An 18,972-nucleotide genomic window follows, 5' to 3' on the forward strand; every position below is an offset into this window, starting at 1 on the left:
AGCTCACGGAAGACGGCGGCGGCCTGGGTGTGGGCGGTGATGGCTTCCTCGTACCGCCGCACCTCGGTCAGTGCGCTGCCGAGGTTGTTCAGTGCCGTGGCTTCGCTGTGCCGGTCATCGAGCTCACGGAAGACGGCGGCGGCCTGGGTGTGGGCGGTGATGGCTTCCTCGTACCGCCGCACCTCGGTCAGTGCGCTGCCGAGGTTGTTCAGTGCCTTGCCCTCGCTGTGCCGGTCATCGAGCTCACGGAAGACGGCGGCGGCCTGGGTGTGGGCGGTGATGGCTTCCTCGAACCGCCGCACCTCGGTCAGGACGCTGCCGAGGTTACCCAGCGCCCGGCCCTCGCCATGCCGGTCGCCGAGCTCACGGAAGACGGCGGCGGCCTGGGTGTGAGTGGTCACTGCCTCCTCGAACCGCCGCACCTCGGTCAGGGCGATACCGAGGTTGCCCAGTGCATTGCCCTCGCCGTGCCGGTCGCCGAGGCTGCGGAAGAGGGTCAGGGCGGTGGTGGTGATGGTGATCCAGTCATCGAAACGGCGGCGGTAGTCGAGGTACCGGGCGAGGGCGAAGGCGAGGTGGGCGGTGGTGTCCGGGTGGCCGATGGCTGGGGCTGCGGTCGCGGTGGCGATCAGGCTGGTGCGCTCGGCGTCCAGCCATTGCAGGGCTTCGTCGCGGTCTTGGAAGCGGGGGGACCGGGTGCCGGGCAGGGTGTTCAGATGGGTGTTGGCGGCGGCCGTGCTGGTCCGGTAGTGGGTGAACAGGCGGGCCTGGGCCGTGTGGCGCTGGTCGGGGGTGTCGTGGGTGCGGCCTTGTTCGTCGGCGTACAGGCGGACCAGGTCGTGCAGGCCCCAGCGGCCCCAGGACTTCCCCTGCTCCACCAAGTGGGCGCGGGCCAGGTCCTGGAGGAGTTTTTTGACGTCGCGGGGGTCGGTGTCGGCGAGGTGGGCTGTGGCTTCGGTGGAGATGTCGGGGCCCGGGTTGAGGGGCAGCAGCCGGAACAGCCGGGCGTGGTCGTGGTCGAGGAACTGGTAGGACAGGTCGAAGGCGGCGCGTACGGCGCGTTCCTCCCGCTTCAGTTCGTCCAGCCGGGCGTGCTCGGCTTCCAGGTCCTCGGCAATGTCGGCGAGGGGGCGGGTGGGGGCGTCGGCGAGGAGCGCGGCGACGATGCGCAGGGCCAGCGGGAGCCCGGCGCACAGCCGGGTTGCGATGTCCTTGGCCGCCTGCGGATCGTCGGCGACGCGGGTGTCGCGGTCGCCGTGGGCGCGGTGCAGGACCTGGGCGAGGAGGGCGAAAGCGGCCTCGTCGTCGAGGATGCCGAGGTCGAGGAGGCGGGCGCCGAGGTCGAGGGTGTGGCGGGAGGTGACCAGTGCGGCGTTGAGGCCGTCGGTGGGCAGCAGGGGGCGGGCCTGTTCGGAGCTGGAGGCGTTGTCGATGATGACGAGGATGCGTTGTCCCTGCCGGGCGAACTCGGCGAGCACGCTGCGGTACAGGCCCTGCCGGTTGGTCAGCCCCTCGGGGATGTACTCGCCGGGAATGCCCAGCGCCCGCAGCCAGCCGTCCAGCGCGATCTCGGGAGATACGCGGCGGGTGGGGTCGTAGCCGGACAGGTTGGTGAAGAGCATCCCGCCGGGGAACCAGTCCGGTTGTTTCAGTGCCCGGGCGGCGGCCTGTGCCACGAGCTCGGTCTTGCCGATGCCGGCGAGTCCTGCGACCGACTGCACCAGCACCGGCTGCTGTCCGTCCGCGTGGCCGGGGGCCAGGCCGTCGAGCAGGTCCTTGAGCGGTTCGACGCGGCCGGTGAACACCGGGGAGACCTCCGGCAGCCCGGCCAGCGCGGTGGGGATCTGCGGCGGAAGCGTGAGGCTGACCTGCTTGCCCAGAATGGCCGGGCCGATGACGATCCCGCCGCTGATCTTGTTGAAGGTGCCGCCGGGGTCGGTCGGTTGGTGCATGGCGGTCAGCTCCTCTCCCGGGGATCACTGCGGTCCGGGTCCTGCCCGGCCGTCGGCGGCGGAGCGGGTGCGGACGGAGAGCCGAAGGACAGGTTGGAGAAGTTCTGGCCCATGAGCACCGGCCCGTGCTGGCTGCCGCCGCTGACCTCGTTGCGGACCGTACCGCCGCCGGAGTGTGCCCGCTTCGCCTGCTCGTGCCAGGCCTCCAGACCACTGCGGAAGTCGGCGTCCAGTGCCGCCCGCACCGCCAGCACCGTGCTGAGGGCCTGCGCATGTGCCGGATCGGCCGGGTCCCTCTCCAGACGGGCCAGCTCGTCCACGCCCGAACTCACCTGCGGTGCATGCCCCGCGGAGTCGTCACCGCGCCGGAACGGGCGCCGCACCAAGGCCGTGAGCCCGGCCCATGCCTGCCGCCCGGCCTCCCCGCCGACGCCACCGACCAATGCCGCCAGCAGCCCCACAGAAATCGGATCCACCGCTACCCCCTACACTTTCAGCGATCACTCCTTTACTGAGAGTGGACGCCTGGCCTGAAGTCATGGTTCCCCGGACACCGCCCGGTATCTGCCGAGGTCTGGTCCGGACATTCGCCGTGCAGGTCAAGCCGGGTACCGGGCCTGGTTACTTCGCCCTCGTCGCCCTCGCCGTCCGGGGCGGGCGTGGCCGGATCGCTCATCGGCACGGCAGGGGAGAACTCAAGCAATACCCGTGCGAGGGAAGCCGCGTCCATGCAGGCGCGGGTCCGGGGTCAGAAGCCGCGTCCATGCAGGCGCGGGTCCGGGGTCAGGTCAGCCGCCGGACGCGGCGGCCCGCCTCAAGCCCGCCTCAAGCGGTCGACGTGCTGTCGGACGGCGTCGGCCAGGTCGGCGTAGAACGGTACGCGGGCGGCTGCTTGAAGGATTTCGGTGCAGGCGGTCAGCTCACCGACGCGGCCGGCGGGGGTGCCCAGGAGGTGGGCGAACTCTTCGCGGACCCGCTCCGCAAGATCCGGTACGGGCAGGGAGTGCAGGTACAGGTTCGCGGCGTCGTAGCCGAGGGGGGCGGTGCCCCAGCCCTCCCAGTCCATGAGGGTCAGCTGTGGACCGGTGAGGTTGGCCCGGTGGAGGTCACCGTGTGCGGTGGCCCAGGTGATCTCGCCGGGGGTGACGCCGGTGAACTCCGGGACGCGGCGGCGGATGTACTGCTCGCGCACCGCTCGGCGACCGGTGCCGACGAGCCCGAGGCGATCGAGGGCTTGGTGGAGGTCGTGCCACCAGACATCCGGCAGGTCCACGCCATGGTGGAGGACCGGGCTGCGGCACACCGGTGGTGTGGCGACGTGCTGGTAGAGCTCGGCTCGGTAACCCCAGCCGTCGGCCGACCAGTCGCACCATCCGAGCAACTGCGGCCGGGGCACGGCAGGAGGCACGGCCCTCGATGCCTCTTCGGGGCCCTCCCACAGCTTCCCGCCCGCCTTGTCGGCGGGTTCGCTGACCAAGCGCAGCCACGCGGGGCGGTCCGGGGCCGTGACGGCCCCGGACAGTGTCCGGCCGGCGTATCCCCACACCTCTCCGCCCGCGGCGTCTGCCAGGCCCAACAGGGCGCATGCCTTGCCGCGGGCGGAGAGCATGCGGGCCCTGACCGCCGGCTCAGGGGCAGTGAACATCGGCTACCTTCTGCGGTTGACGGCGGCGACGTCGGCCGCGACCAGCTCGGTGACCGGGGCATCACGGCCAGGACCTGTCCGGGCGCCTAAGCCGGGCAGATCGTTCGCTGAACATGACTCAGACAGTGCCGTCCGAGGTCGTTTCGGGTTTCGCGTAGAGGACCTCGCGGGCCTGTTCCGCGGCGCGGGTGATGCTCTCGCCGACGAAGTCGACGAAGCGGGCGATGTTCTCCAGGCGGGTGGCGGCCGGGGTGTCGGGGCCGAGGATGCCGACGCCCTGGCGTGCGGTCTCGACGATGTGGGCGGTGGCGCGGGCGCTGGCCATCATCGACTGGTACCAGACGTCGTCGTCGACGATGTAGCGCTCGCGGCGGCGTTCGTCGCGTTCCCGGCGGACGAGGCCCTGGCTCTCCAGGAACGCGACCGCCTTGGAGACGGACGCCGGGCTGACCTGGAGATGCCGGACGAGTTCGGACGCGGTGAGGCTGCCCGTGTCGGTGAGGGTGAGGCAGGCCAGCACCCGGGCCATCATCTTGGGCACGCCCGAGGCGATGAGGACGGTGGTGAACGTCTCCTCGTACGCGCGCACCGCCTCGGCGTCGCGCCCGTGGGCCTGCGGGGGCGCCTCCGCCCCCGGGGGCACGGCCTGCCTGCGCCGGTGGGCGCGGCGTTCGGTGGCGCGGTGGGCCAGGTCGGCGCGGTAGGCGGTGGGGCCGCCGTTGCGCATCACCTCGCGTGTGACCGTCGAGGTGGGGCGGTCGAGGCGCCTGGCGATCTCCGCGTAGGCGAGGCCGTCGGCCAGTCCCAGCGCGATCTGCTGGCGCTCCTGCTGGGTGAGCCTGCCTCCCGGCATCGCGGTCTCCTTAGGTCTCCCTCGTGGCGCGTGATGCCCCCAGCATAGCGTTCGCTTTCAGTTCATTGCAACGAATGAGTGGTCATCGTTGCGTTAATCCAGAGACCGGTTGCAACGATTTCCCGGCTCTGACCTGCATTGATGGTGATTCCGTGCAACGACTTCATTGAAGAAGTTCTGAACGCAACGTAGCTTTTCCCTTGTTCGAAACGAAGAGCCGAAACAACGAGCCGAAGGAAAAAACACCATGCAGAAGTTCGACACCCCCGCCCCGGTCTTCGCCGTCCTGGACATCCCCGCGGGACGCGTCCGGTTCATCGCCGCCCACCGGGCCGACACCACGGTCGAGATCCTGCCCGCGGACGCTTCCAAGGGCCGCGATGTGAAGGCGGCGGAGCGGACCACGGTCACGTACGACGACGGCGTCCTGCGGATCGAGGACTCGCAGGCGAAGAACCGGATCCTCGGCCCCTCCGGATCCGTCGAGGTCACCGTCCAACTGCCCGTCGGCTCCCACGTCGAGGCGGAGGCGGCCAGCGCCGAGTTCCGGGGCGTCGGACGCCTCGGCGACGTCACCTTCGAGGGCGCGGCCGGCTCGGTCAAGCTCGACGAGACCGCGAGCGCCCGCCTCACCCTCCTCGCCGGCGACATCTCGGTCGGCCGCCTGGGCGGCCCCGCCCGGATCAGCACCCAGAAGGGCGACATCCACATCACCCAGGCCACGCACGGCACGCTCGAACTGCGCACCGAGGCCGGCGACGTGACGGTCGGCGCCGCCCGCGGCGTCTCCGCCTCCCTGGACGCCGGCACCTCCTACGGCCGGATCCACAACGCGCTCAAGAACGCCGACGGTGCCGCCGCCGGCCTGACCATCCACGCGACCACCGCCTACGGCGACATCACCGCCCGCAGCCTCTGAGACGCGCGCCTTCCGCGGCGACGTCACCGTCCACCGGCGACGTCACCGTCCACCGTTCCTGATCCACCTCCGACCGACCTTGGAAGAAGGCAGACCATGACCATCAAGCAGTCAGCCTGGACCGGCATGGTGCCGATCGACGACACCGCGCTGGCCGTGACCGACACCGGCGGACCCGGCCGTCCCGTGGTCTACCTCAACGGCTCCTACGCCGACCAGTCGCACTGGCGGCGCGTCATCACCGAACTCGGCGGCGGCTACCGGCACATCACCTACGACGAGCGCGCCCGCGGCAGGTCGAAGCGTGCCACGGACTACTCGTTCGAGGCGTGCGTCCGCGACCTCGACGCCGTCCTCGCCGCGAGGGGCGTGGACCGGCCGATCCTGGTGGGCTGGTCCTACGGCGCCATGCTCGCCGTGCACTGGGCCGCCCGGAACCCGGGCCGTGCCCTGGGGGCGGTGGCCGTGGACGGCGCCCTGCCGCACGAGTGGCTCGACGACGCCGCCCGGGCGCAGATCCGCAAGCTGTTCCGCCGGCTGAGCCCGCTGTTCCCGATCGCCCGCCCGCTCGGCCTGGCCGCGCGGATGAGTGCCGCGCAACACGCTGAGATCAACATCGAGGTCAACGAACTCTGCGCGCCCGCCGCCCTCGACCCGGTCCTCGACCGGCTGACCGTACCGACCCGGTACGTGCTCGCCACCGGCGGCAACCTGGGCGGCGACCCGAAGCTGATGGAACAGATCCGTGCCAACCTCGACCCGGTGCTCGTCCGCAACCCGAACATCCGGGTCGGTGCGAAGGTCGCGAGCAACCACTCCAAGATCCTGCGCAAGGACTTCCGGGCCGTCGCCGACGCGGTACGCGAGCTCGCCGCCACCCGCGACCACAAGGTCGGCTGAGTCCCGCCCGTGGGGGAACGTCCGGGGTCAGGCCCGCTGCGTTCAGGCCCTCTGCCCGGCCCGGGTGCCCAGGCCGCTCGGCACCGGAGGGTGCCGGGTGCCGGTCGTCGCCGGGGCCGCCCCGCGTCGCAGCGGGCGCAGCCAGCCGGTGCGGGAGCCGAGGACGCCCAGGCCCAGGGCCACCAGGTGGCCGGCGTCGGCCAGTTCGTGGTCGATGATCCACGCGACGGTGAGCAGGGCGGTGAGGGCGGGCAGCCCGTACCGGCGGGCCCGGCGGCCGCCGAGGGCCAGCAGGCAGGAGGCGGTGGCGACCAGGCCGTAGCTGATGCCGACGTCGCGCGCCCTGGACAGGGCGCCCGGCAGGTGGGCGAGGTGCATCAGCCACATGGCGCCCTCGGTGAGGAGGGTGGCCACGAGGTGACCGAGGAGGAAGACGCCGAATCCGCGCAGCGTCCCCCACCGCCACTCCGCCAGCCCGAGCACGCCGGCCACGGCGGCGATGCCGAGCAGCACGGGCACGCCGTCCACCACCAGTCCGCTGGTGAACAGCGTCCACCACTTCCCGACCTCGAGGTGATGCACATTGCTGCTGTTGTGCCGCACGAAGCGCGCCTGTTCCCGCACCGACTGGCTGGACATCCACCCGGCTGTGGCCAGCAGCAGCCCCACGTACACGGCCGTCGCGGGCAATCGTCGCACCCAATTCATCCGCGTCACTGTAAGCGAGGTGGCGGTCGGGGTGCGATAAGGGCGGGCAGGGCGCAGAAAGCATCGAGCGCGCCGACCACCCGCCCCAGCTCGCGGGCGCCTCGACGCGACATGGCGCGCAGCACACCGTCGAGGAGGACGCGGCCCTCCAGCGGATCGCCGCAGCAGTACCAGTGCGTGTCGTCCCACTCGAACTCGTGCCACTGCCGCTGTTCCGGAAGGCGGACGAACTCCTCCCAGCGCCGCACGGCCCGGCCGACGTCCCCCGGCTGCAGATAGTTCCGCGTCCGTTCGAGCCGGACGATCTCGGACAGCGCCTGAGGTGACAGGCCGTCGATGCCCGTCTCGTATGCCCGGCGCCGGCGCGGAAGCCCGGCCCGGACGTGTCCCGGCCGCCTACGCGGCATGGACCTTTCGGTTGGTGATCGTCATGCCGTTCATGGTGCCACGCGGGTCCAGGGCGCGGGCGAGCGCCTCCGGCTCCCGGACGGCCGCACCCCGGACGGCCGCCCACCCGACGGCCCAGCCCGTGGTGCGACACCCCCGGCCCCGTCCTAGCGTCGCTCTCGACAGGGCGAGCGTTCACCGGAGGAGTCGATGTACAGCCTCAAAGGTATTCATCGGTGCTCCTTGCTGCTTCTCCTGACGCTCACCCTGGTCACCCTCTCCATCGCCCCCGCCCCCGCCTCCGCCTCCGCGGCGTGGGCCCGCTGCCGTACCTCCGCCGACGCGGGCGACGAGGGCTGCACGCACCCCCCGGCCATCGTCTCCCTCGGCGACAGCTATATCTCCGGCGAAGCCGGCCGCTGGGCGGGCAACGCCGACACCGGGAACGGCGGCACGGTGTGGGGTACGGACCGGGCCGCGTTCGACTGCACCGGCGAGGACCGTTGCCGTCACGACTCGCGCCGCGTCTACGGCAGCACCTCGTACGACGGCGGCAACCGCTGCGACCGCTCGGACGTCGCCCCGATCACCTCCGTCGACTATCCCGGCGTCCCCCGGGAGCGCCGCTTCAACCTCGCCTGCTCCGGGGCCACGACGAACGAGTTCACGCACGAGTACGCGGAGAAGCGCGAGCGCCCGCAGATCGAGCAGCTCAAGGACAAGGCCAGGGAGTACCGGGTCAAGATGGTCGTCGTGTCCGTCGGCGGCAACGACCTGGGCTTCAAGGACATCGTCGAGGACTGCGCCCGGAAATATCTGACGTACCGCTACTGCCACGACGACTACAGCGACAGCGACATCGACAAGCGGCTCGACGGCGTCGAGGAGAACGTCACCCGGACCCTGAAGGACATCCGCCAGGGCCTGCGGGATCTCGGGTACGAGGACAAGGACTACCAACTGGTGGTGCAGTCCTACCCGGCCCCGCTCCCCACGGGCTCCGACTACCGGTACGGGGAGACGTGGGGGCGCTACACCACCGGCGGCTGCCCCTTCTACGACGCGGACACCGACTGGGCCCGGAACACCCTCGTGGCGGGGCTGCGGGCCAAGCTCCGCCGCTCCGCCTCCGACGCGGAGGCCGACTTCCTGGACGTGAAGGACGCCTTCGCCGGACATGAGCTGTGCGGCAGACACGATCGCCAGGCGACCTCCGCCAACTCCTCGACGAATCCGCTGGGTTCGCAGGACGCGGAGTGGGTCCGCTGGATTCCGTACCTCGTGTTCCAGACCGGGTCCCAGGGCGACCAGCAGGAAGCCCTGCACCCGAACGCCTTCGGCCAGCAGGCCCTGGGCACGTGCCTGACCGAGCTCGGCGGACAGCTCCGGACCAGCAGCACTCGCGGGAACTACCGCTGCGACAACGACGGAAAGAACGGCGCGACCGGCATGACCGTCACCAGGACCCTGTAGGAGGACCGCGATGCGGGTACGACGCCGAAGACGGCTGAGAGCCGTCGCCAGATCCGTCGCCGTCGTCGGTACGGTCGTGTTCGCCGCCGTGCTGCCGGGCACGGTGACGTACGCGGCCCCGGCCGACGACGACATCACGTGCGAGGGCCCGGAGCCGGATGAGTCATCCGCCACCGGGACGCCCGGTTCCCGGGCGGGCGGCGCGTGGACACCCGCGAAATGGCCGACCGGCATTCCGAACGCGGGCGATGCCCGCGACATGCTGGGACAACTGCTCGTGGAGCGAGGACGGGTGGTCGCCAAATACGACCGGACGGCATTCAGGGTGGGTGGTGGTACCGGTTGCTGGATCAGGCAGGCCAGGCCGGGCGAGGACTGCTGCTCCACCCGCGAGATCGTGCTCAAGGAACAGTCCACGGTGCCGGTGAGACTCAGTGGTAAGTGCCGTGTCATCGCGGGACGCTGGACAAGCGAATACGACCTCCCCGGCAAAAAGGAGATCGCGAAGCCGGGGCAGCTGGACATCGACCACATCGTGCCGCTCAAGGAGGCGTGGGACTCCGGTGCCAGCACCTGGGACGTCGCCAAGCGGGAGAAATTCGCCAATGACATCTCACCGGACACCCCGCAGCTGATCGCCGTATCCGGGTCGACCAACCGCTCGAAGGGCGACAAACGCCCCGACCAGTGGATGCCGCCGGACCCCGCGGCGGCATGCCCGTACACCGAGGCGTGGATCGCGGTGAAGCACAAGTACGACCTGTCGGTCACGCAGGACGAAGGAAACGCGCTGGCCAAGTCACTGCGTGTCGATTGCGGCGGGTGAAAGGCCCGGAAATAACCACATGCGCGCCGCGGCGACATCCATGCATAGTGAGGTCTTTGGCCAGTACGTATGTGGGAGGGGCGCCATGAGGGAGCTCGGCGAGCAGGAGATCCGGGGATCGTTCATCAATTGTTCCAAGGGGGAGGCGAAGCGCATCAACCTTCCCAGGGACCTGGACGAGCGGCCCTGGGAAGAGCTCGACTTCCTCGGCTGGACCGATCCGGGCGCCCCGGACCGCAGCTATCTGGTGACCGAGCGGGACGGCGAGATCGTCGGCGTCACGCTCAGGCTCAACGCCCAGCGCGGATACCGCCCCAACCTGTGCTCCCTCTGCTACACGGGCCACACGCGGGGCGGGGTCGCCCTGATGGCCGCCCGGAAGGCGGGCAAGGCGGGGAAGGACGGCAACTCGTACGGCATCTACATCTGCTCCGACCTCGCGTGCTCGCTCTACATCCGCGGCAGGAAGAAGCCGGCCGCGGGCGGGGCCCGCTACGAGGAGACGCTGACGACCGAGGAGCAGATCGAGCGGGCGCGGACCAAGCTGCACGCGTTCCTGGACGAGCTCACGGGAGTGAAGGCCGCCGCGTAGCCGCTCACTGCACGGGCGCGGTGGCCGCCACCTCCCGCAGCGCGTCCAGCAGACAGCACAGCGCGGGCTGGGCGAGGGACACCTCCCGTACCGCCGCGTGGATGCCCCGGACCGGCTCCGGGTTGCGCACGGGGCGGACGACGACGCCGGGATGGTGGTTCGCCAGGCTCGTGCGCGGCATCATCCCGATGCCGAGACCGGCGGCGACGAACCCCTGCGCTGTCGCGTAATCCCCGCTCTCGACCGCGAAGTTCGGGCTGAAGCCGGCCGCGGCGCAGGCGTCGAGGACGGGGTCGAGGCAGGGGCCCGGTGTCTCGCTGGCGACCCAGGGGTCGTCGGCGAGGTCGGCGAGGTCGACCGCGGCCCGGCCGGCCAGCCGGTGGTCCACGGGAAGCACCGCGCAGAACGCGTCGTCCGTCAGGTGCACCAGCCGCACACCCTCGCGCATCCGCTCGCGCGGCCGGACCACGGTGCCCAGATCGGCGAGGCCCTGTTCGACCTCGTACAACGGGTCGTCGGGATCCGACAGTTTGAGATCGATCCGTACGCCCGGGTGGTCACGGCGGAGACGGGCCAGGGCGGGGACCACCAACGAGGCCCCCACCGTGGCGAAGTAGCGGACCGCCAGCCGGCCCGTGCGCCCGGCCCGGAGGTCGGCCAGTGCCGTCTCCGCCTCGGTGAGCTTGCGGCCGATGATGTCCGCGTGCTCGGTCAGCAGCCGCCCGGCGGCCGTCGGCCGGACGCCCCGGCCGACCCGTTCGAGCAGCGCTGTGCCCGCCTGCTTCTCCAGGGCCGCCACCTGCTGGCTGACCGCGGACGGCGTGTAGCCCAGGTTCGCCGCGGCCGCCGTCACCGAGCCACTGGTGACCACGGCCCGGAGCACCTGCATCCGTCTCACATCAAGCATGTAGCACACCTTAATGGTTCGTGCAGAAGTGTTCGCTTGTCCTGTCGTATCGGGTGCGGCACCGTTCATCACAGGACGACCGAACGGGAGAGAGCGATGACCGGCAGCGCACGGGGAACCTGGGCAGTGGCACGGATGGGCGTACTCGCCCTGCTGTGGGGATCGACCTTCCTGTGGATCAAGCTGGCCCTCGACGGCTTCTCGCCGGTCCAGGTCACCCTGATCCGCTGCGCACTGGGTGCCGCCGTCCTGCTCGCCATGTGCGTCCGGACACGTCAGGGCCTCCCGCGGGCCCGGACGACCTGGCGCCACCTCCTCGTGGCCGCGTTCTTCTGCAACGCCCTGCCGTTCGCGTTCTTCAGCCTCGCCGAGCGGACCGTCGACTCGGGATTGGCGGGTGTCCTCAACGCGACGACACCCCTGTGGTCCCTGCTCATCGGTGTCGCCCTCGGCACGGAGCGCGGGCTGGGCGCCGTACGGCTGGGCGGGCTGCTCCTCGGCTTCGCGGGCACGGTCCTGATCTTCGCCCCTTGGCATCGGTCCGGGCTCGTCAGCTGGGGCGCCCTCGCGATCCTCGGCGCGGCCGCGAGCTACGCCGTCGCCTTCGTGTACATGGGGCGCAAGCTGGTCGGCACGGGCACGCCCACGGTCTCCCTCGCCGCCGGGCAGTTGATCGCCGCCACGGGGCTGACCGCCCTGACCCTGCCCGCCGGGGGACTGGTGTCCGTGGAACTCGACCCGATGGCCCTGACAGCTGTCGCCGTCCTGGGTGTTGTCGCCACGGGAGTCACCTTCTACCTCACCTTCCGCATCATCGCGGACGAGGGTGCGACCAACGCGGCCACGGTGGGCTATCTGCTGCCCGTGGTGTCGGTGGTGCTCGGCGCGATCGTCCTCGGCGAGGAGCTGAACCTGCGCGTGGTCGCGGGGATGGCCGTGGTGCTGGTGGGGGTGGGGATGACGCGTCGGAAGCGGCGGGAGAACGCGGCGCGGCTGGTGGCATCACAGGCGTGAGCGGTCGCGGAGGTGTGGAGTACGCCTCCGCGACCGGCGGCCCCCGCGCCGCGCGGTCACGCCCGCGAGAGGAACTCCGGCTCGATCCCGAGCGTCGTGACGCCCTCGCTCACGGCGCGGACGAACTGCCGGATCTCCGCCACGAGCGCGTCCCAGGACAGGGGCTCGGTCCATTTGTCCGGCGCGTAGACGGAGCCGACGCGCCAGCCGCCGTCCGAGGACACGATCCGTACGACGCCGGTGTCCGCGTACGTCATCGAGTCGAACTCGAAGTCGCGCTGCCCGCCGTCCCGGAGCCAGTACACCAGCCGGTAGGCGAGCTCGGCGACGGGGAAGTCGCCTTCCGTCCACACGCCCTCGATGTCGAGATCGGCCTCGATGTCCAGGAGCAGCACGGTGAGGGGCGCGGACTCGGGGGTGAGGCCGCGCAGGGGAATGTCGGGGGCGCCGAAGTCCCGGCAGACGAACATCACTTGACTCACCCTCCGTTGCGGAATTTCATGCCACAGTAACGGGAACGCGATGGGGGGCGGGCCGGACGGAGGGGTGCGGAGGGGGTACGGCGGGCGTGGTCGCCGGCAGAGCGGGTCCGTACCCGTCCGCGAGCAGCCGCAGGAAGCGCCCGAGGAGTTCGTGGACTTCGCGGATGACTACCTGGGGGCGGACATCATCTTCTGGGCGACCTCGTCGCCGTGGCTCCACCAGGGCGCCGGCAAGTAGGACGCGAGTCTGGACGCGAGCCTAGGGCCCCACGTGCCAGAAGCGTGCGGCCGGGCCGCGGTGGGCGCTGACCGCGCTGTCGAGGTTGGTGGCGGCGCTGATGAGCGCGAGGTGGGTGAAGGCCTGCGGGAAGTTGCCGAGGGCCTCGCCCGCGGGGCCGATCTCCTCGGCGTAGAGCCCGAGGTGGTTGGCGTGGGTGAGCATCTTCTCGAAGACGTAGCGGGCCTCGCCGACCCGTCCGGCGCGGGCCAGGGCCTCGACGTACCAGAAGGAGCAGAGGTTGAACGTGCCCTCGCCGCCCGTGAGTCCGTCGCTGCCGTCGGTGCGGTAGCGGTGCACGAGGCTGTCGCTGACGAGGCTCTCCTCGATGCGGTCGACGGTGGACAGGAAGCGCGGGTCCTCGGGCCCGGCGAACTTCACCAGCGGCATGATCAGCAGTGAGGCGTCGAGGGTGGCGCAGTCGGGGTGCTGGGTGTAGGCGCCGAGGTCCGGCGCGTAGCAGCTGTTCTGCACGAAGCGGTAGGCGGCGGCCGCGGTGTCGCGCCAGGCCTCGATGGGGGCGGGCATGCCGCGGTGGCGGGCGATGCGGATGGCGCGCTCGAAGGCGACCCAGGTCATCAGGGCGGAGTAGGTGAAACGCTGCCGTCCGCCGCGCGTCTCCCAGATGCCGTCGTCGGGCTCCTCCCAGTGCTTCTCCAGCCATTCGAGCTGCCGGGCCAGTGCCTCCCACAGGTCGTAGGAGATGGGCTGGCCGTACTTGTTGTAGAGGTAGACGGAGTCCATCAGCTCGCCGTGGATGTCGAGTTGGAGCTGCTGCGAGGCGGCGTTGCCGATCCGGACGGGCCGGGCGCCGCGGTAGCCGCAGAGGTGGTCCAGGACGGACTCGGGCAGTTCGGCGCGGCCGTCGACGCCGTACAGCACCTGCAGGCCGCTGCCCGGCGGGGCCTCGACGCAGCGCTGGTGCAGCCAGTCGATGAATCCGGCGGCCTCTTCCGTGAAGCCCAGCCGCATCAGCGCGTAGAGGGTGAAGGCGGCGTCGCGGATCCAGGTGTAGCGGTAGTCCCAGTTGCGGCTGCCGCCGGGCGACTCGGGGAGGGAGGTCGTCGCGGCGGCGACGAGGGCGCCGCTGGGCTGGTGGACGAGCAGCTTCAGCGTGAGCGCCGAGCGCTCGACCGATTCCCGGTAGCGGCCCTGGTAACGGGAGTGGCGCAGCCAGTCGTCCCAGTAGCGGAGCGTCTTGTCGAGCAGGTGCGTCACTTCTTCGTCGTCGAGGGGGCGCGGGGTGCCCTCCCACTGGGCGGCGAGCTCCAGGGACTCGCCGGGCCCCAGCGTGACCGTGGCGCGGGCCGTGCCGTCCTCGGTGCGCAGCGGTACGGAGGAGCGCAGCACCAGCGACCCGGCGGGGCTCCGGAACACGACGCCGACGCCCGGCACCACATCCGTGTCGTGCGGGGCGCGGGCGTAGTCGAAGGCGGGCGCGCAGCGCACGTCCACGGTGGCCCGCCCGCGCAGCACCCGCACCCAGCGGACGATCTGCCGTACGCCCCCGGCCGGGCAGGAGGGGTGGTCGGGCACCATGAAGTCGTAGAGCTCCGCGACCGAGCTCTGGGCCAGGAACCGGGTCAGCAGCACATTGGAATCCGGCATGTACATCTGCTTGGTGCGCTCGACCTCCCGCACCGAGACGGAGAACGAGCCGCCGCGCCCCGCGTCCAGCAGCGAGCCGAAGACGGAGGGCGCGTCGAAGCGCGGCAGACAGCACCAGTCGATCGTCCCGTCGACGCCCACGAGCGCGACGGTGTGCAGATCGCCGATGATCCCGTGGTCCTCGATCGGCAGATAAGGGCCCCGTACGGGTGCGTGTGTCATGAGCACCCCTCCTCCGCGCGACGGACGGAACGGGCGGGATGGCCCATACCATCTGTTATAGCGCGATATGCCTGCTCCTGCCTATAAGGGGAGGTCCCTGGACCGGCCCGGCAGGGGGAGGCCCCCGGGTCCCCTAGATCAGCCCCAGCTGGGTGATCAGCATGGCGACGACGACCGTGAGGGTCCAGCCCGCGAGGTGCTCCAGGAGCTTGTTGCGGTCGGAGGGGCCGCCGGTGCGGGTGGTGGTGCGGACCGCTGCGGTTTCGGTCATGAGGGGGTCCTTCACGGGTGTCGGCTTGTGCCTGTTTGTCCAGGGTGCGGGGCGGCCGTCGGGCGGTAAAGGGGGAGTGGCCCGGGTCACGGTCGGCGCGTGGCGGCTGGGCGGGCAACTCCCGTGCCATTAGCGTGTGTTCGAACGGGGGAAAGGGGATCGCGTGATGCGACTCATAGCCGGGGGACTGGCCGATCAGGTGCGGGCGCTGGCGGCCGGGGACGTGACCTCGCGGGCGCTCGCCGAGGAGGCGCTGCGGAGGATCGAGGAGGCGCAGCCCGTGCTGAACGCCTTCCGGCGGGTGCGGGCGGAGGCGGCGCTGGCGGAGGCCGACGCCGCGGACCGGCGGCTCGCGGCGGGGGAGCGGGCGCCGCTGCTGGGCGTGCCGCTGGCGGTGAAGGACGACATGGACGTGGCCGGGGAGCCGACCGCGTTCGGCTGTGCGGGAGACTTCCCGCCCCGGCGGGCGGACAGCGAGGCCGTGCGCAGGCTGCGCGCGGCGGGCGCGGTGATCGTCGGGAAGACGAACAGCCCCGAGCTGGGGCAGTTCCCCGTCACGGAGGGGGCCGCCTTCGGGGCGACCCGCAATCCGTGGAGCCTCGGCCACACGCCCGGCGGGTCCTCGGGCGGCTCCGCGGCGGCCGTCGCCGCGGGCCTGGTCCCGGCGGCGCTGGGCTCGGACGGCGCGGGTTCGCTCCGCATCCCCGCGGCCTGGACGCACCTCGTCGCCGTCAAGCCGCAGCGCGGCAGGGTCTCGACCTGGCCGGAGCCGGAGGCGTTCCACGGCATCACCTGTCACGGCCCGCTGGCCCGTACGGTCGGGGACGCGGCCCTGCTGCTGGCCGCCGCGAGCGGCTCGCACCCCGGTGACCTGCACCGGCCGCCCGCCGTGGACCTGCTGTCGGCCGTCCGCCGGGAGCCCCGGAGGCTGCGCGTCGCCCTGTCCCTGCGGCCCGCGTACGCGGTGGCCCGCCAGCGGCTGGACCCGGTCGTGCGCGCCGCGACCCTGCGGACGGCGGAGCGGCTGGCGGCCCTGGGCCACGAGGTGGTCGAGGAGGAGCCGCGCTACGGGCTCGTCGGGCTGACCTTCGTCCCGCGCTCCATGGCCGGGATCAGGGACTGGGCGCGGCGGGCGCCCGACCGGCGGCTGCTCGACCCCCGTACGCGGACGAACGCGCGGAACGGCCTGCTGCTGGGCGGCCCCGTCCTGCGCGCCGCGCGGGCGGCGGAGGGCCCGCTGCGGCGCCGGGTGGGGGAGATCTTCGGCCGTTTCGATGTCGTCCTGACACCCACGAACGCCGTACCTCCGCTACGCATCGGCGAGTTGGCCGGTTTGTCCAGCCACCGGACGGACGAGCTGATGATCGGGGCGTGCCCGTACGCCTGGCCGTGGAACGTGCTGGGCTGGCCCGCGGTCGGTGTGCCCGCGGGCTTCACGGCGGACGGGCTGCCGCTGGGTGTGCAGTTCCTCGGCCCGGCGTCGAGCGAGCCGCTGCTCCTGTCCCTGGCCGCCCAACTGGAGGCGGATCAGCGCTGGTTCGAACACCGGCCGCCGGAGCGCTCCGCCTGTGCGAGCCGGTAGGGCGGCCGGTCAGAGGACCGGCGGGCGGAACGCGTACCCGTTCCGCCCGTCGCCCGTGATGGCGGACCCGTAGTGGGGGCCGAGCTTGTGCCGCAGCCGGGCGATGTGCGCGTCGACCGTGCGGGTGTCGCCCGCGGTGGACTGCTGCCACACCATCCGCATCAACTGCTCGTGGCGGTGGAGCTGTTGGGGGTGCGTGACGAGGTGGGCGAGGAGTTCGAACTCCATGCAGGACAGCTTGACGGCCCGGCCGCGGACCGAGACGGCGCGGCGGTCGAGGTCGACGACGAGGCCGCGCACACGGTACACGGGGGCGTGCGGGGCCGGCGGTGCGGCGATGAGGGTGCCGACCGTGAAGGACATGCCGGCGCCTCCTCTCTGAATCAGGGAACGGGGGAACGGTCAGGGGTTCACGTGCCAGGCGGCTTCGAGGTGCCGTCGGCCGCCCGGTCCGGTGACCGCGCGCCAGTGGGCGTGCGGGCGTACGGGCCGGTCGGCGGCGGGCGTCCCGGCGGCCGGGGCCGTGGCGGGGACCGCGCGTACGATGCTGCTCTCCAGGGGGCTGTCGGCGATGCGCCGGGCGGCCGAGACGAGGAACGCGGCGAACGAGGTGAAGGCGGCGCGGGCGGTGCCGGGGTGCCGGGCGGACAGGCGGCGGACGTGGACTGCGGTGAGGACGGACATGCGGGGGTCACCTCCGTGAGGCGGCGCGCCCGGAGGAAGGCAGGCGCGACCGAGGAGCGGCGGAAGGGTGCGAGAGAGGTACAGGGGTGTGAAGGAGCGGGCCGCGCCCGGACGTTCAGGTGCCGGACAGCGCGGCGGCTTCGGTGATGCGGTGCGCGGCCGGGAGCGGCAGGTCGGCGAACCGGGCGAGCCACTGGGCGTCGTGACCCTGCCGGGCGAGGATGTAGGCGAGGTGTACGCGCTCGTCGTACGCGGTGAGCCGGGCGTCGGGCCGCGGGCACGAGAGGGGGTCGTCGAGCAGGTACTCCCGCTCGGTGCCGCCGTGCAGGGCCAGATAGACGCGGGGGCAGTCGTGCGCGGAGTGACGGGGACGGGTACGGGGACGGTCCGGAGCGACGGAGTGCAGATGCCGGCGGGCCGGTGCGGTGAAGGCGCAGATGTGCGGAAGGAGGTGCATGGTGCCCTCCCTTCTCAGGGAAGCCCGGTGGTGGCGGGGAGTGCGCCCCACCACCACCGGAGTCGGGTGGTCGTCAGGTGCCCCTGCGCACCGCGCGGCACGCGCGATCACCGGGATCGTCGTGACGAGCGGGCACGAGGCGGCAGTTCACCCCGGTGAGCGCACGGCCCGGCGGCCCGGGACGGCGGAGGCCGTACGGGTGCGGGGGCGGTGACGCGCGTGCACGCGGAGCGGAGGGTTACCGCGTGCCGGGGCAGGGCGAGGGCAGGCGGCGGGAGGGCCTACTGTGGCCCGGACCGCTGCTACTGGGTCCGCAATCCATGTCTCTCGCCTCCTCCCGGCCGGGGCGCGCAGGAGCGCGCGAAAGGTGCCGTCTTCAGAACCACGAGAAGTGTGCCTCTTACTTGCGCGTCGGCGCAACTACTTGACCCGGTCTTGACGCCCCGTTGTCGCGCGCGCGTGCGCTCCGTAGTGCTCGGCGGCGGCGTCGGCCAGGACGTGGGCCACCTCTTCGGGCAGGCCCAGGTGGTGCACGATCCATGGGGCGTCGCAGCCGTGGACGGCGCAGATCCAGGCGACGTAGAGGGAGTTCCGGCCGGGCGCGCCCGGGTCGTGCAGCAGGGAGCGGACGGCCTGCGCCGGGAAGCCGTCGAGGGTCTCGGGGGTGAACCAGTTCTCGTCCACGCCTTCCGTGGGCAGTGGCTCGGCGTGCGGCTCCGCGGCCCGGCGGCGGAGGTGCACCGCGGTGGCGACCGCGGCGAACAGGACGACGGCCGCTCCCAGCAGTACGCCGCTGAGCGTGAGCCGGTGGCCGGCGGGGGCCAGGCCGAGAACGACGAATTCGAGCGCGGTGACGAGAAGGACGGCGAGTGCCACCGCCCCTTCGCCCGTGCGCGGGAGGTGCTGCGCGAAGCTCATGCCGAGCCTCCTTCCTTCGCTCGCCACATGCCCATACTTGCACGAATGCGCAAGGATCGGGAAAGGGGGCCCGTTTCATGCCCCGCGGCAATTATTTGCGTAACGGCGCAATAAGCGGCAATACTGCTCGCGGCACGTCCCCCCGCGTCATCTGCGCAGGTCGGGGCCGGTGTCACAGGAACCGCACCACGGAACGGAGGCCGCCATGGGTGAAGACCCTCCCAGTCCGCGCCGCCCCGTCAGCGGTCACTGACGCAACCGTTCCCGCGGCCCCGGCGGAATCCCGGGCGCCGCC

The 18,972-nt window shown here is 71.8% G+C and carries 22 protein-coding genes; 8 read left to right on the top strand and 14 right to left on the bottom strand.

The genetic code is table 11. The features are described from left to right. From ACWD4A_RS11975 to ACWD4A_RS11990, 4 genes are all read right to left on the bottom strand, one after another. Positions 1 to 1,952: tetratricopeptide repeat protein (locus ACWD4A_RS11975; RefSeq protein ID WP_451192648.1), on the bottom strand; the 1,952-nt coding region annotated here is incomplete at its 3' end. A 5-nt stretch (positions 1,953 to 1,957) separates the two neighbouring features. After that, entirely contained in the window at positions 1,958 to 2,428 is a 471-nt protein-coding gene (locus ACWD4A_RS11980; protein WP_451192650.1) for a hypothetical protein, read from the bottom strand. Positions 2,429 to 2,766: 338 nt separating this feature from the next. Further along, positions 2,767 to 3,597: a hypothetical protein gene (locus tag ACWD4A_RS11985; RefSeq protein ID WP_451192652.1), complete on the bottom strand. Its 831-nt coding sequence runs from the start codon at positions 3,595 to 3,597 to the stop codon at positions 2,767 to 2,769. A gap of 118 nt (positions 3,598 to 3,715) precedes the next feature. Next, positions 3,716 to 4,450, bottom strand: coding sequence for a helix-turn-helix domain-containing protein (locus ACWD4A_RS11990; RefSeq protein WP_451192654.1), 735 nt, complete (start codon positions 4,448 to 4,450; stop codon positions 3,716 to 3,718). 247 nt (positions 4,451 to 4,697) lie between these two features. Between ACWD4A_RS11990 and ACWD4A_RS11995 the strand changes: the two genes are divergently transcribed. After that, positions 4,698 to 5,369 (top strand): DUF4097 family beta strand repeat-containing protein, encoded by a 672-nt coding sequence (locus tag ACWD4A_RS11995; protein WP_451192656.1) that lies wholly within the window; start codon positions 4,698 to 4,700, stop codon positions 5,367 to 5,369. A gap of 96 nt (positions 5,370 to 5,465) precedes the next feature. After that, entirely contained in the window at positions 5,466 to 6,269 is an 804-nt protein-coding gene (locus ACWD4A_RS12000; protein WP_451192658.1) for an alpha/beta fold hydrolase, read from the top strand. Between the two features lie 42 nt (positions 6,270 to 6,311). Here the strand turns inward: ACWD4A_RS12000 and ACWD4A_RS12005 are convergent, their stop codons facing one another. Continuing rightward, on the bottom strand, positions 6,312 to 6,977 hold the full coding sequence (locus ACWD4A_RS12005) for a rhomboid-like protein (RefSeq protein ID WP_451192659.1): 666 nt from the start codon (positions 6,975 to 6,977) through the stop codon (positions 6,312 to 6,314). Between the two features lie 5 nt (positions 6,978 to 6,982). Further along, entirely contained in the window at positions 6,983 to 7,384 is a 402-nt protein-coding gene (locus ACWD4A_RS12010) for a hypothetical protein (protein ID WP_451192660.1), read from the bottom strand. 223 nt (positions 7,385 to 7,607) lie between these two features. Between ACWD4A_RS12010 and ACWD4A_RS12015 the strand changes: the two genes are divergently transcribed. The 3 genes from ACWD4A_RS12015 (at position 7,608) to ACWD4A_RS12025 (ending at position 10,255) form a co-directional block, all read left to right on the top strand. Further along, on the top strand, positions 7,608 to 8,837 hold the full coding sequence (locus ACWD4A_RS12015) for a GDSL-type esterase/lipase family protein (RefSeq protein ID WP_451192662.1): 1,230 nt from the start codon (positions 7,608 to 7,610) through the stop codon (positions 8,835 to 8,837). A gap of 76 nt (positions 8,838 to 8,913) precedes the next feature. Further along, positions 8,914 to 9,663 carry an HNH endonuclease family protein gene (locus ACWD4A_RS12020; protein ID WP_451192664.1) on the top strand — a complete coding sequence of 250 codons (750 nt, stop codon included), beginning with the start codon at positions 8,914 to 8,916 and terminating at the stop codon, positions 9,661 to 9,663. An 85-nt stretch (positions 9,664 to 9,748) separates the two neighbouring features. Beyond that, entirely contained in the window at positions 9,749 to 10,255 is a 507-nt protein-coding gene (locus tag ACWD4A_RS12025) for an FBP domain-containing protein (RefSeq protein ID WP_451192665.1), read from the top strand. 4 nt (positions 10,256 to 10,259) lie between these two features. On the opposite strand, the gene ACWD4A_RS12030 is transcribed toward ACWD4A_RS12025, so the two are convergent. Further along, positions 10,260 to 11,162: a LysR family transcriptional regulator gene (locus ACWD4A_RS12030; protein ID WP_451192667.1), complete on the bottom strand. Its 903-nt coding sequence runs from the start codon at positions 11,160 to 11,162 to the stop codon at positions 10,260 to 10,262. Between the two features lie 96 nt (positions 11,163 to 11,258). Here ACWD4A_RS12030 and ACWD4A_RS12035 point away from each other — a divergent pair, with 96 nt between their 5' ends. Further along, the gene (locus tag ACWD4A_RS12035) at positions 11,259 to 12,176 is read left to right on the top strand and encodes a DMT family transporter (RefSeq protein ID WP_451192669.1); all 918 of its coding nucleotides are present in this window, start codon (positions 11,259 to 11,261) and stop codon (positions 12,174 to 12,176) included. Between the two features lie 56 nt (positions 12,177 to 12,232). Here ACWD4A_RS12035 and ACWD4A_RS12040 read toward each other — a convergent pair whose 3' ends face one another. Beyond that, positions 12,233 to 12,646, bottom strand: a complete 414-nt coding sequence (locus tag ACWD4A_RS12040) for a DUF7878 domain-containing protein (RefSeq protein WP_451192826.1) — start codon at positions 12,644 to 12,646, stop codon at positions 12,233 to 12,235. 76 nt (positions 12,647 to 12,722) lie between these two features. Here ACWD4A_RS12040 and ACWD4A_RS12045 point away from each other — a divergent pair, with 76 nt between their 5' ends. Beyond that, a complete protein-coding gene (locus ACWD4A_RS12045) occupies positions 12,723 to 12,896 on the top strand; it encodes a hypothetical protein (RefSeq protein WP_451192671.1) in 174 nt (57 codons plus the stop codon). A 21-nt stretch (positions 12,897 to 12,917) separates the two neighbouring features. Here the strand turns inward: ACWD4A_RS12045 and ACWD4A_RS12050 are convergent, their stop codons facing one another. Both ACWD4A_RS12050 and ACWD4A_RS12055 read right to left on the bottom strand, forming a co-directional pair. Beyond that, complete coding sequence (locus ACWD4A_RS12050) at positions 12,918 to 14,765, bottom strand: glycoside hydrolase family 15 protein (protein WP_451192673.1); 1,848 nt, start codon at positions 14,763 to 14,765, stop codon at positions 12,918 to 12,920. Positions 14,766 to 14,898: 133 nt separating this feature from the next. Beyond that, positions 14,899 to 15,036 (bottom strand): SCO1431 family membrane protein, encoded by a 138-nt coding sequence (locus ACWD4A_RS12055; RefSeq protein WP_451192676.1) that lies wholly within the window; start codon positions 15,034 to 15,036, stop codon positions 14,899 to 14,901. 166 nt (positions 15,037 to 15,202) lie between these two features. Between ACWD4A_RS12055 and ACWD4A_RS12060 the strand changes: the two genes are divergently transcribed. Continuing rightward, positions 15,203 to 16,618 carry an amidase gene (locus ACWD4A_RS12060; protein WP_451192828.1) on the top strand — a complete coding sequence of 472 codons (1,416 nt, stop codon included), beginning with the start codon at positions 15,203 to 15,205 and terminating at the stop codon, positions 16,616 to 16,618. 9 nt (positions 16,619 to 16,627) lie between these two features. On the opposite strand, the gene ACWD4A_RS12065 is transcribed toward ACWD4A_RS12060, so the two are convergent. The 4 genes from ACWD4A_RS12065 to ACWD4A_RS12080 all read right to left on the bottom strand — a co-directional run bounded on the left by ACWD4A_RS12065 (position 16,628) and on the right by ACWD4A_RS12080 (position 18,677). Further along, positions 16,628 to 16,981, bottom strand: coding sequence for a winged helix-turn-helix domain-containing protein (locus tag ACWD4A_RS12065; protein ID WP_451192678.1), 354 nt, complete (start codon positions 16,979 to 16,981; stop codon positions 16,628 to 16,630). 39 nt (positions 16,982 to 17,020) lie between these two features. Continuing rightward, positions 17,021 to 17,302 carry a hypothetical protein gene (locus ACWD4A_RS12070; protein WP_451192681.1) on the bottom strand — a complete coding sequence of 94 codons (282 nt, stop codon included), beginning with the start codon at positions 17,300 to 17,302 and terminating at the stop codon, positions 17,021 to 17,023. 115 nt (positions 17,303 to 17,417) lie between these two features. Beyond that, on the bottom strand, positions 17,418 to 17,759 hold the full coding sequence (locus ACWD4A_RS12075; RefSeq protein ID WP_451192683.1) for a hypothetical protein: 342 nt from the start codon (positions 17,757 to 17,759) through the stop codon (positions 17,418 to 17,420). A gap of 420 nt (positions 17,760 to 18,179) precedes the next feature. Beyond that, entirely contained in the window at positions 18,180 to 18,677 is a 498-nt protein-coding gene (locus tag ACWD4A_RS12080) for a hypothetical protein (RefSeq protein WP_451192685.1), read from the bottom strand. Between the last annotated feature and the right edge of the window lie 295 nt (positions 18,678 to 18,972).

This window comes from Streptomyces sp. NPDC002537 (assembly GCF_053594975.1).

Bases quoted from the DNA above. Each gene is read 5' to 3' on its own strand.
- ACWD4A_RS11985 (WP_451192652.1), bottom strand. From the start codon at position 3,597: ATGTTCACTGCCCCTGAGCCGGCGGTCAGGGCCCGCATGCTCTCCGCC.
- ACWD4A_RS11990 (WP_451192654.1), bottom strand. From the start codon at position 4,450: ATGCCGGGAGGCAGGCTCACCCAGCAGGAGCGCCAGCAGATCGCGCTG.
- ACWD4A_RS11995 (WP_451192656.1), top strand. From the start codon at position 4,698: ATGCAGAAGTTCGACACCCCCGCCCCGGTCTTCGCCGTCCTGGACATC.
- ACWD4A_RS12000 (WP_451192658.1), top strand. From the start codon at position 5,466: ATGACCATCAAGCAGTCAGCCTGGACCGGCATGGTGCCGATCGACGAC.
- ACWD4A_RS12005 (WP_451192659.1), bottom strand. From the start codon at position 6,977: ATGAATTGGGTGCGACGATTGCCCGCGACGGCCGTGTACGTGGGGCTG.
- ACWD4A_RS12010 (WP_451192660.1), bottom strand. From the start codon at position 7,384: ATGCCGCGTAGGCGGCCGGGACACGTCCGGGCCGGGCTTCCGCGCCGG.
- ACWD4A_RS12025 (WP_451192665.1), top strand. From the start codon at position 9,749: ATGAGGGAGCTCGGCGAGCAGGAGATCCGGGGATCGTTCATCAATTGT.
- ACWD4A_RS12030 (WP_451192667.1), bottom strand. From the start codon at position 11,162: ATGCTTGATGTGAGACGGATGCAGGTGCTCCGGGCCGTGGTCACCAGT.
- ACWD4A_RS12035 (WP_451192669.1), top strand. From the start codon at position 11,259: ATGACCGGCAGCGCACGGGGAACCTGGGCAGTGGCACGGATGGGCGTA.
- ACWD4A_RS12040 (WP_451192826.1), bottom strand. From the start codon at position 12,646: ATGTTCGTCTGCCGGGACTTCGGCGCCCCCGACATTCCCCTGCGCGGC.
- ACWD4A_RS12050 (WP_451192673.1), bottom strand. From the start codon at position 14,765: ATGACACACGCACCCGTACGGGGCCCTTATCTGCCGATCGAGGACCAC.
- ACWD4A_RS12055 (WP_451192676.1), bottom strand. From the start codon at position 15,036: ATGACCGAAACCGCAGCGGTCCGCACCACCACCCGCACCGGCGGCCCC.
- ACWD4A_RS12060 (WP_451192828.1), top strand. From the start codon at position 15,203: ATGCGACTCATAGCCGGGGGACTGGCCGATCAGGTGCGGGCGCTGGCG.
- ACWD4A_RS12065 (WP_451192678.1), bottom strand. From the start codon at position 16,981: ATGTCCTTCACGGTCGGCACCCTCATCGCCGCACCGCCGGCCCCGCAC.
- ACWD4A_RS12070 (WP_451192681.1), bottom strand. From the start codon at position 17,302: ATGTCCGTCCTCACCGCAGTCCACGTCCGCCGCCTGTCCGCCCGGCAC.
- ACWD4A_RS12075 (WP_451192683.1), bottom strand. From the start codon at position 17,759: ATGCACCTCCTTCCGCACATCTGCGCCTTCACCGCACCGGCCCGCCGG.
- ACWD4A_RS12080 (WP_451192685.1), bottom strand. From the start codon at position 18,677: ATGAGCTTCGCGCAGCACCTCCCGCGCACGGGCGAAGGGGCGGTGGCA.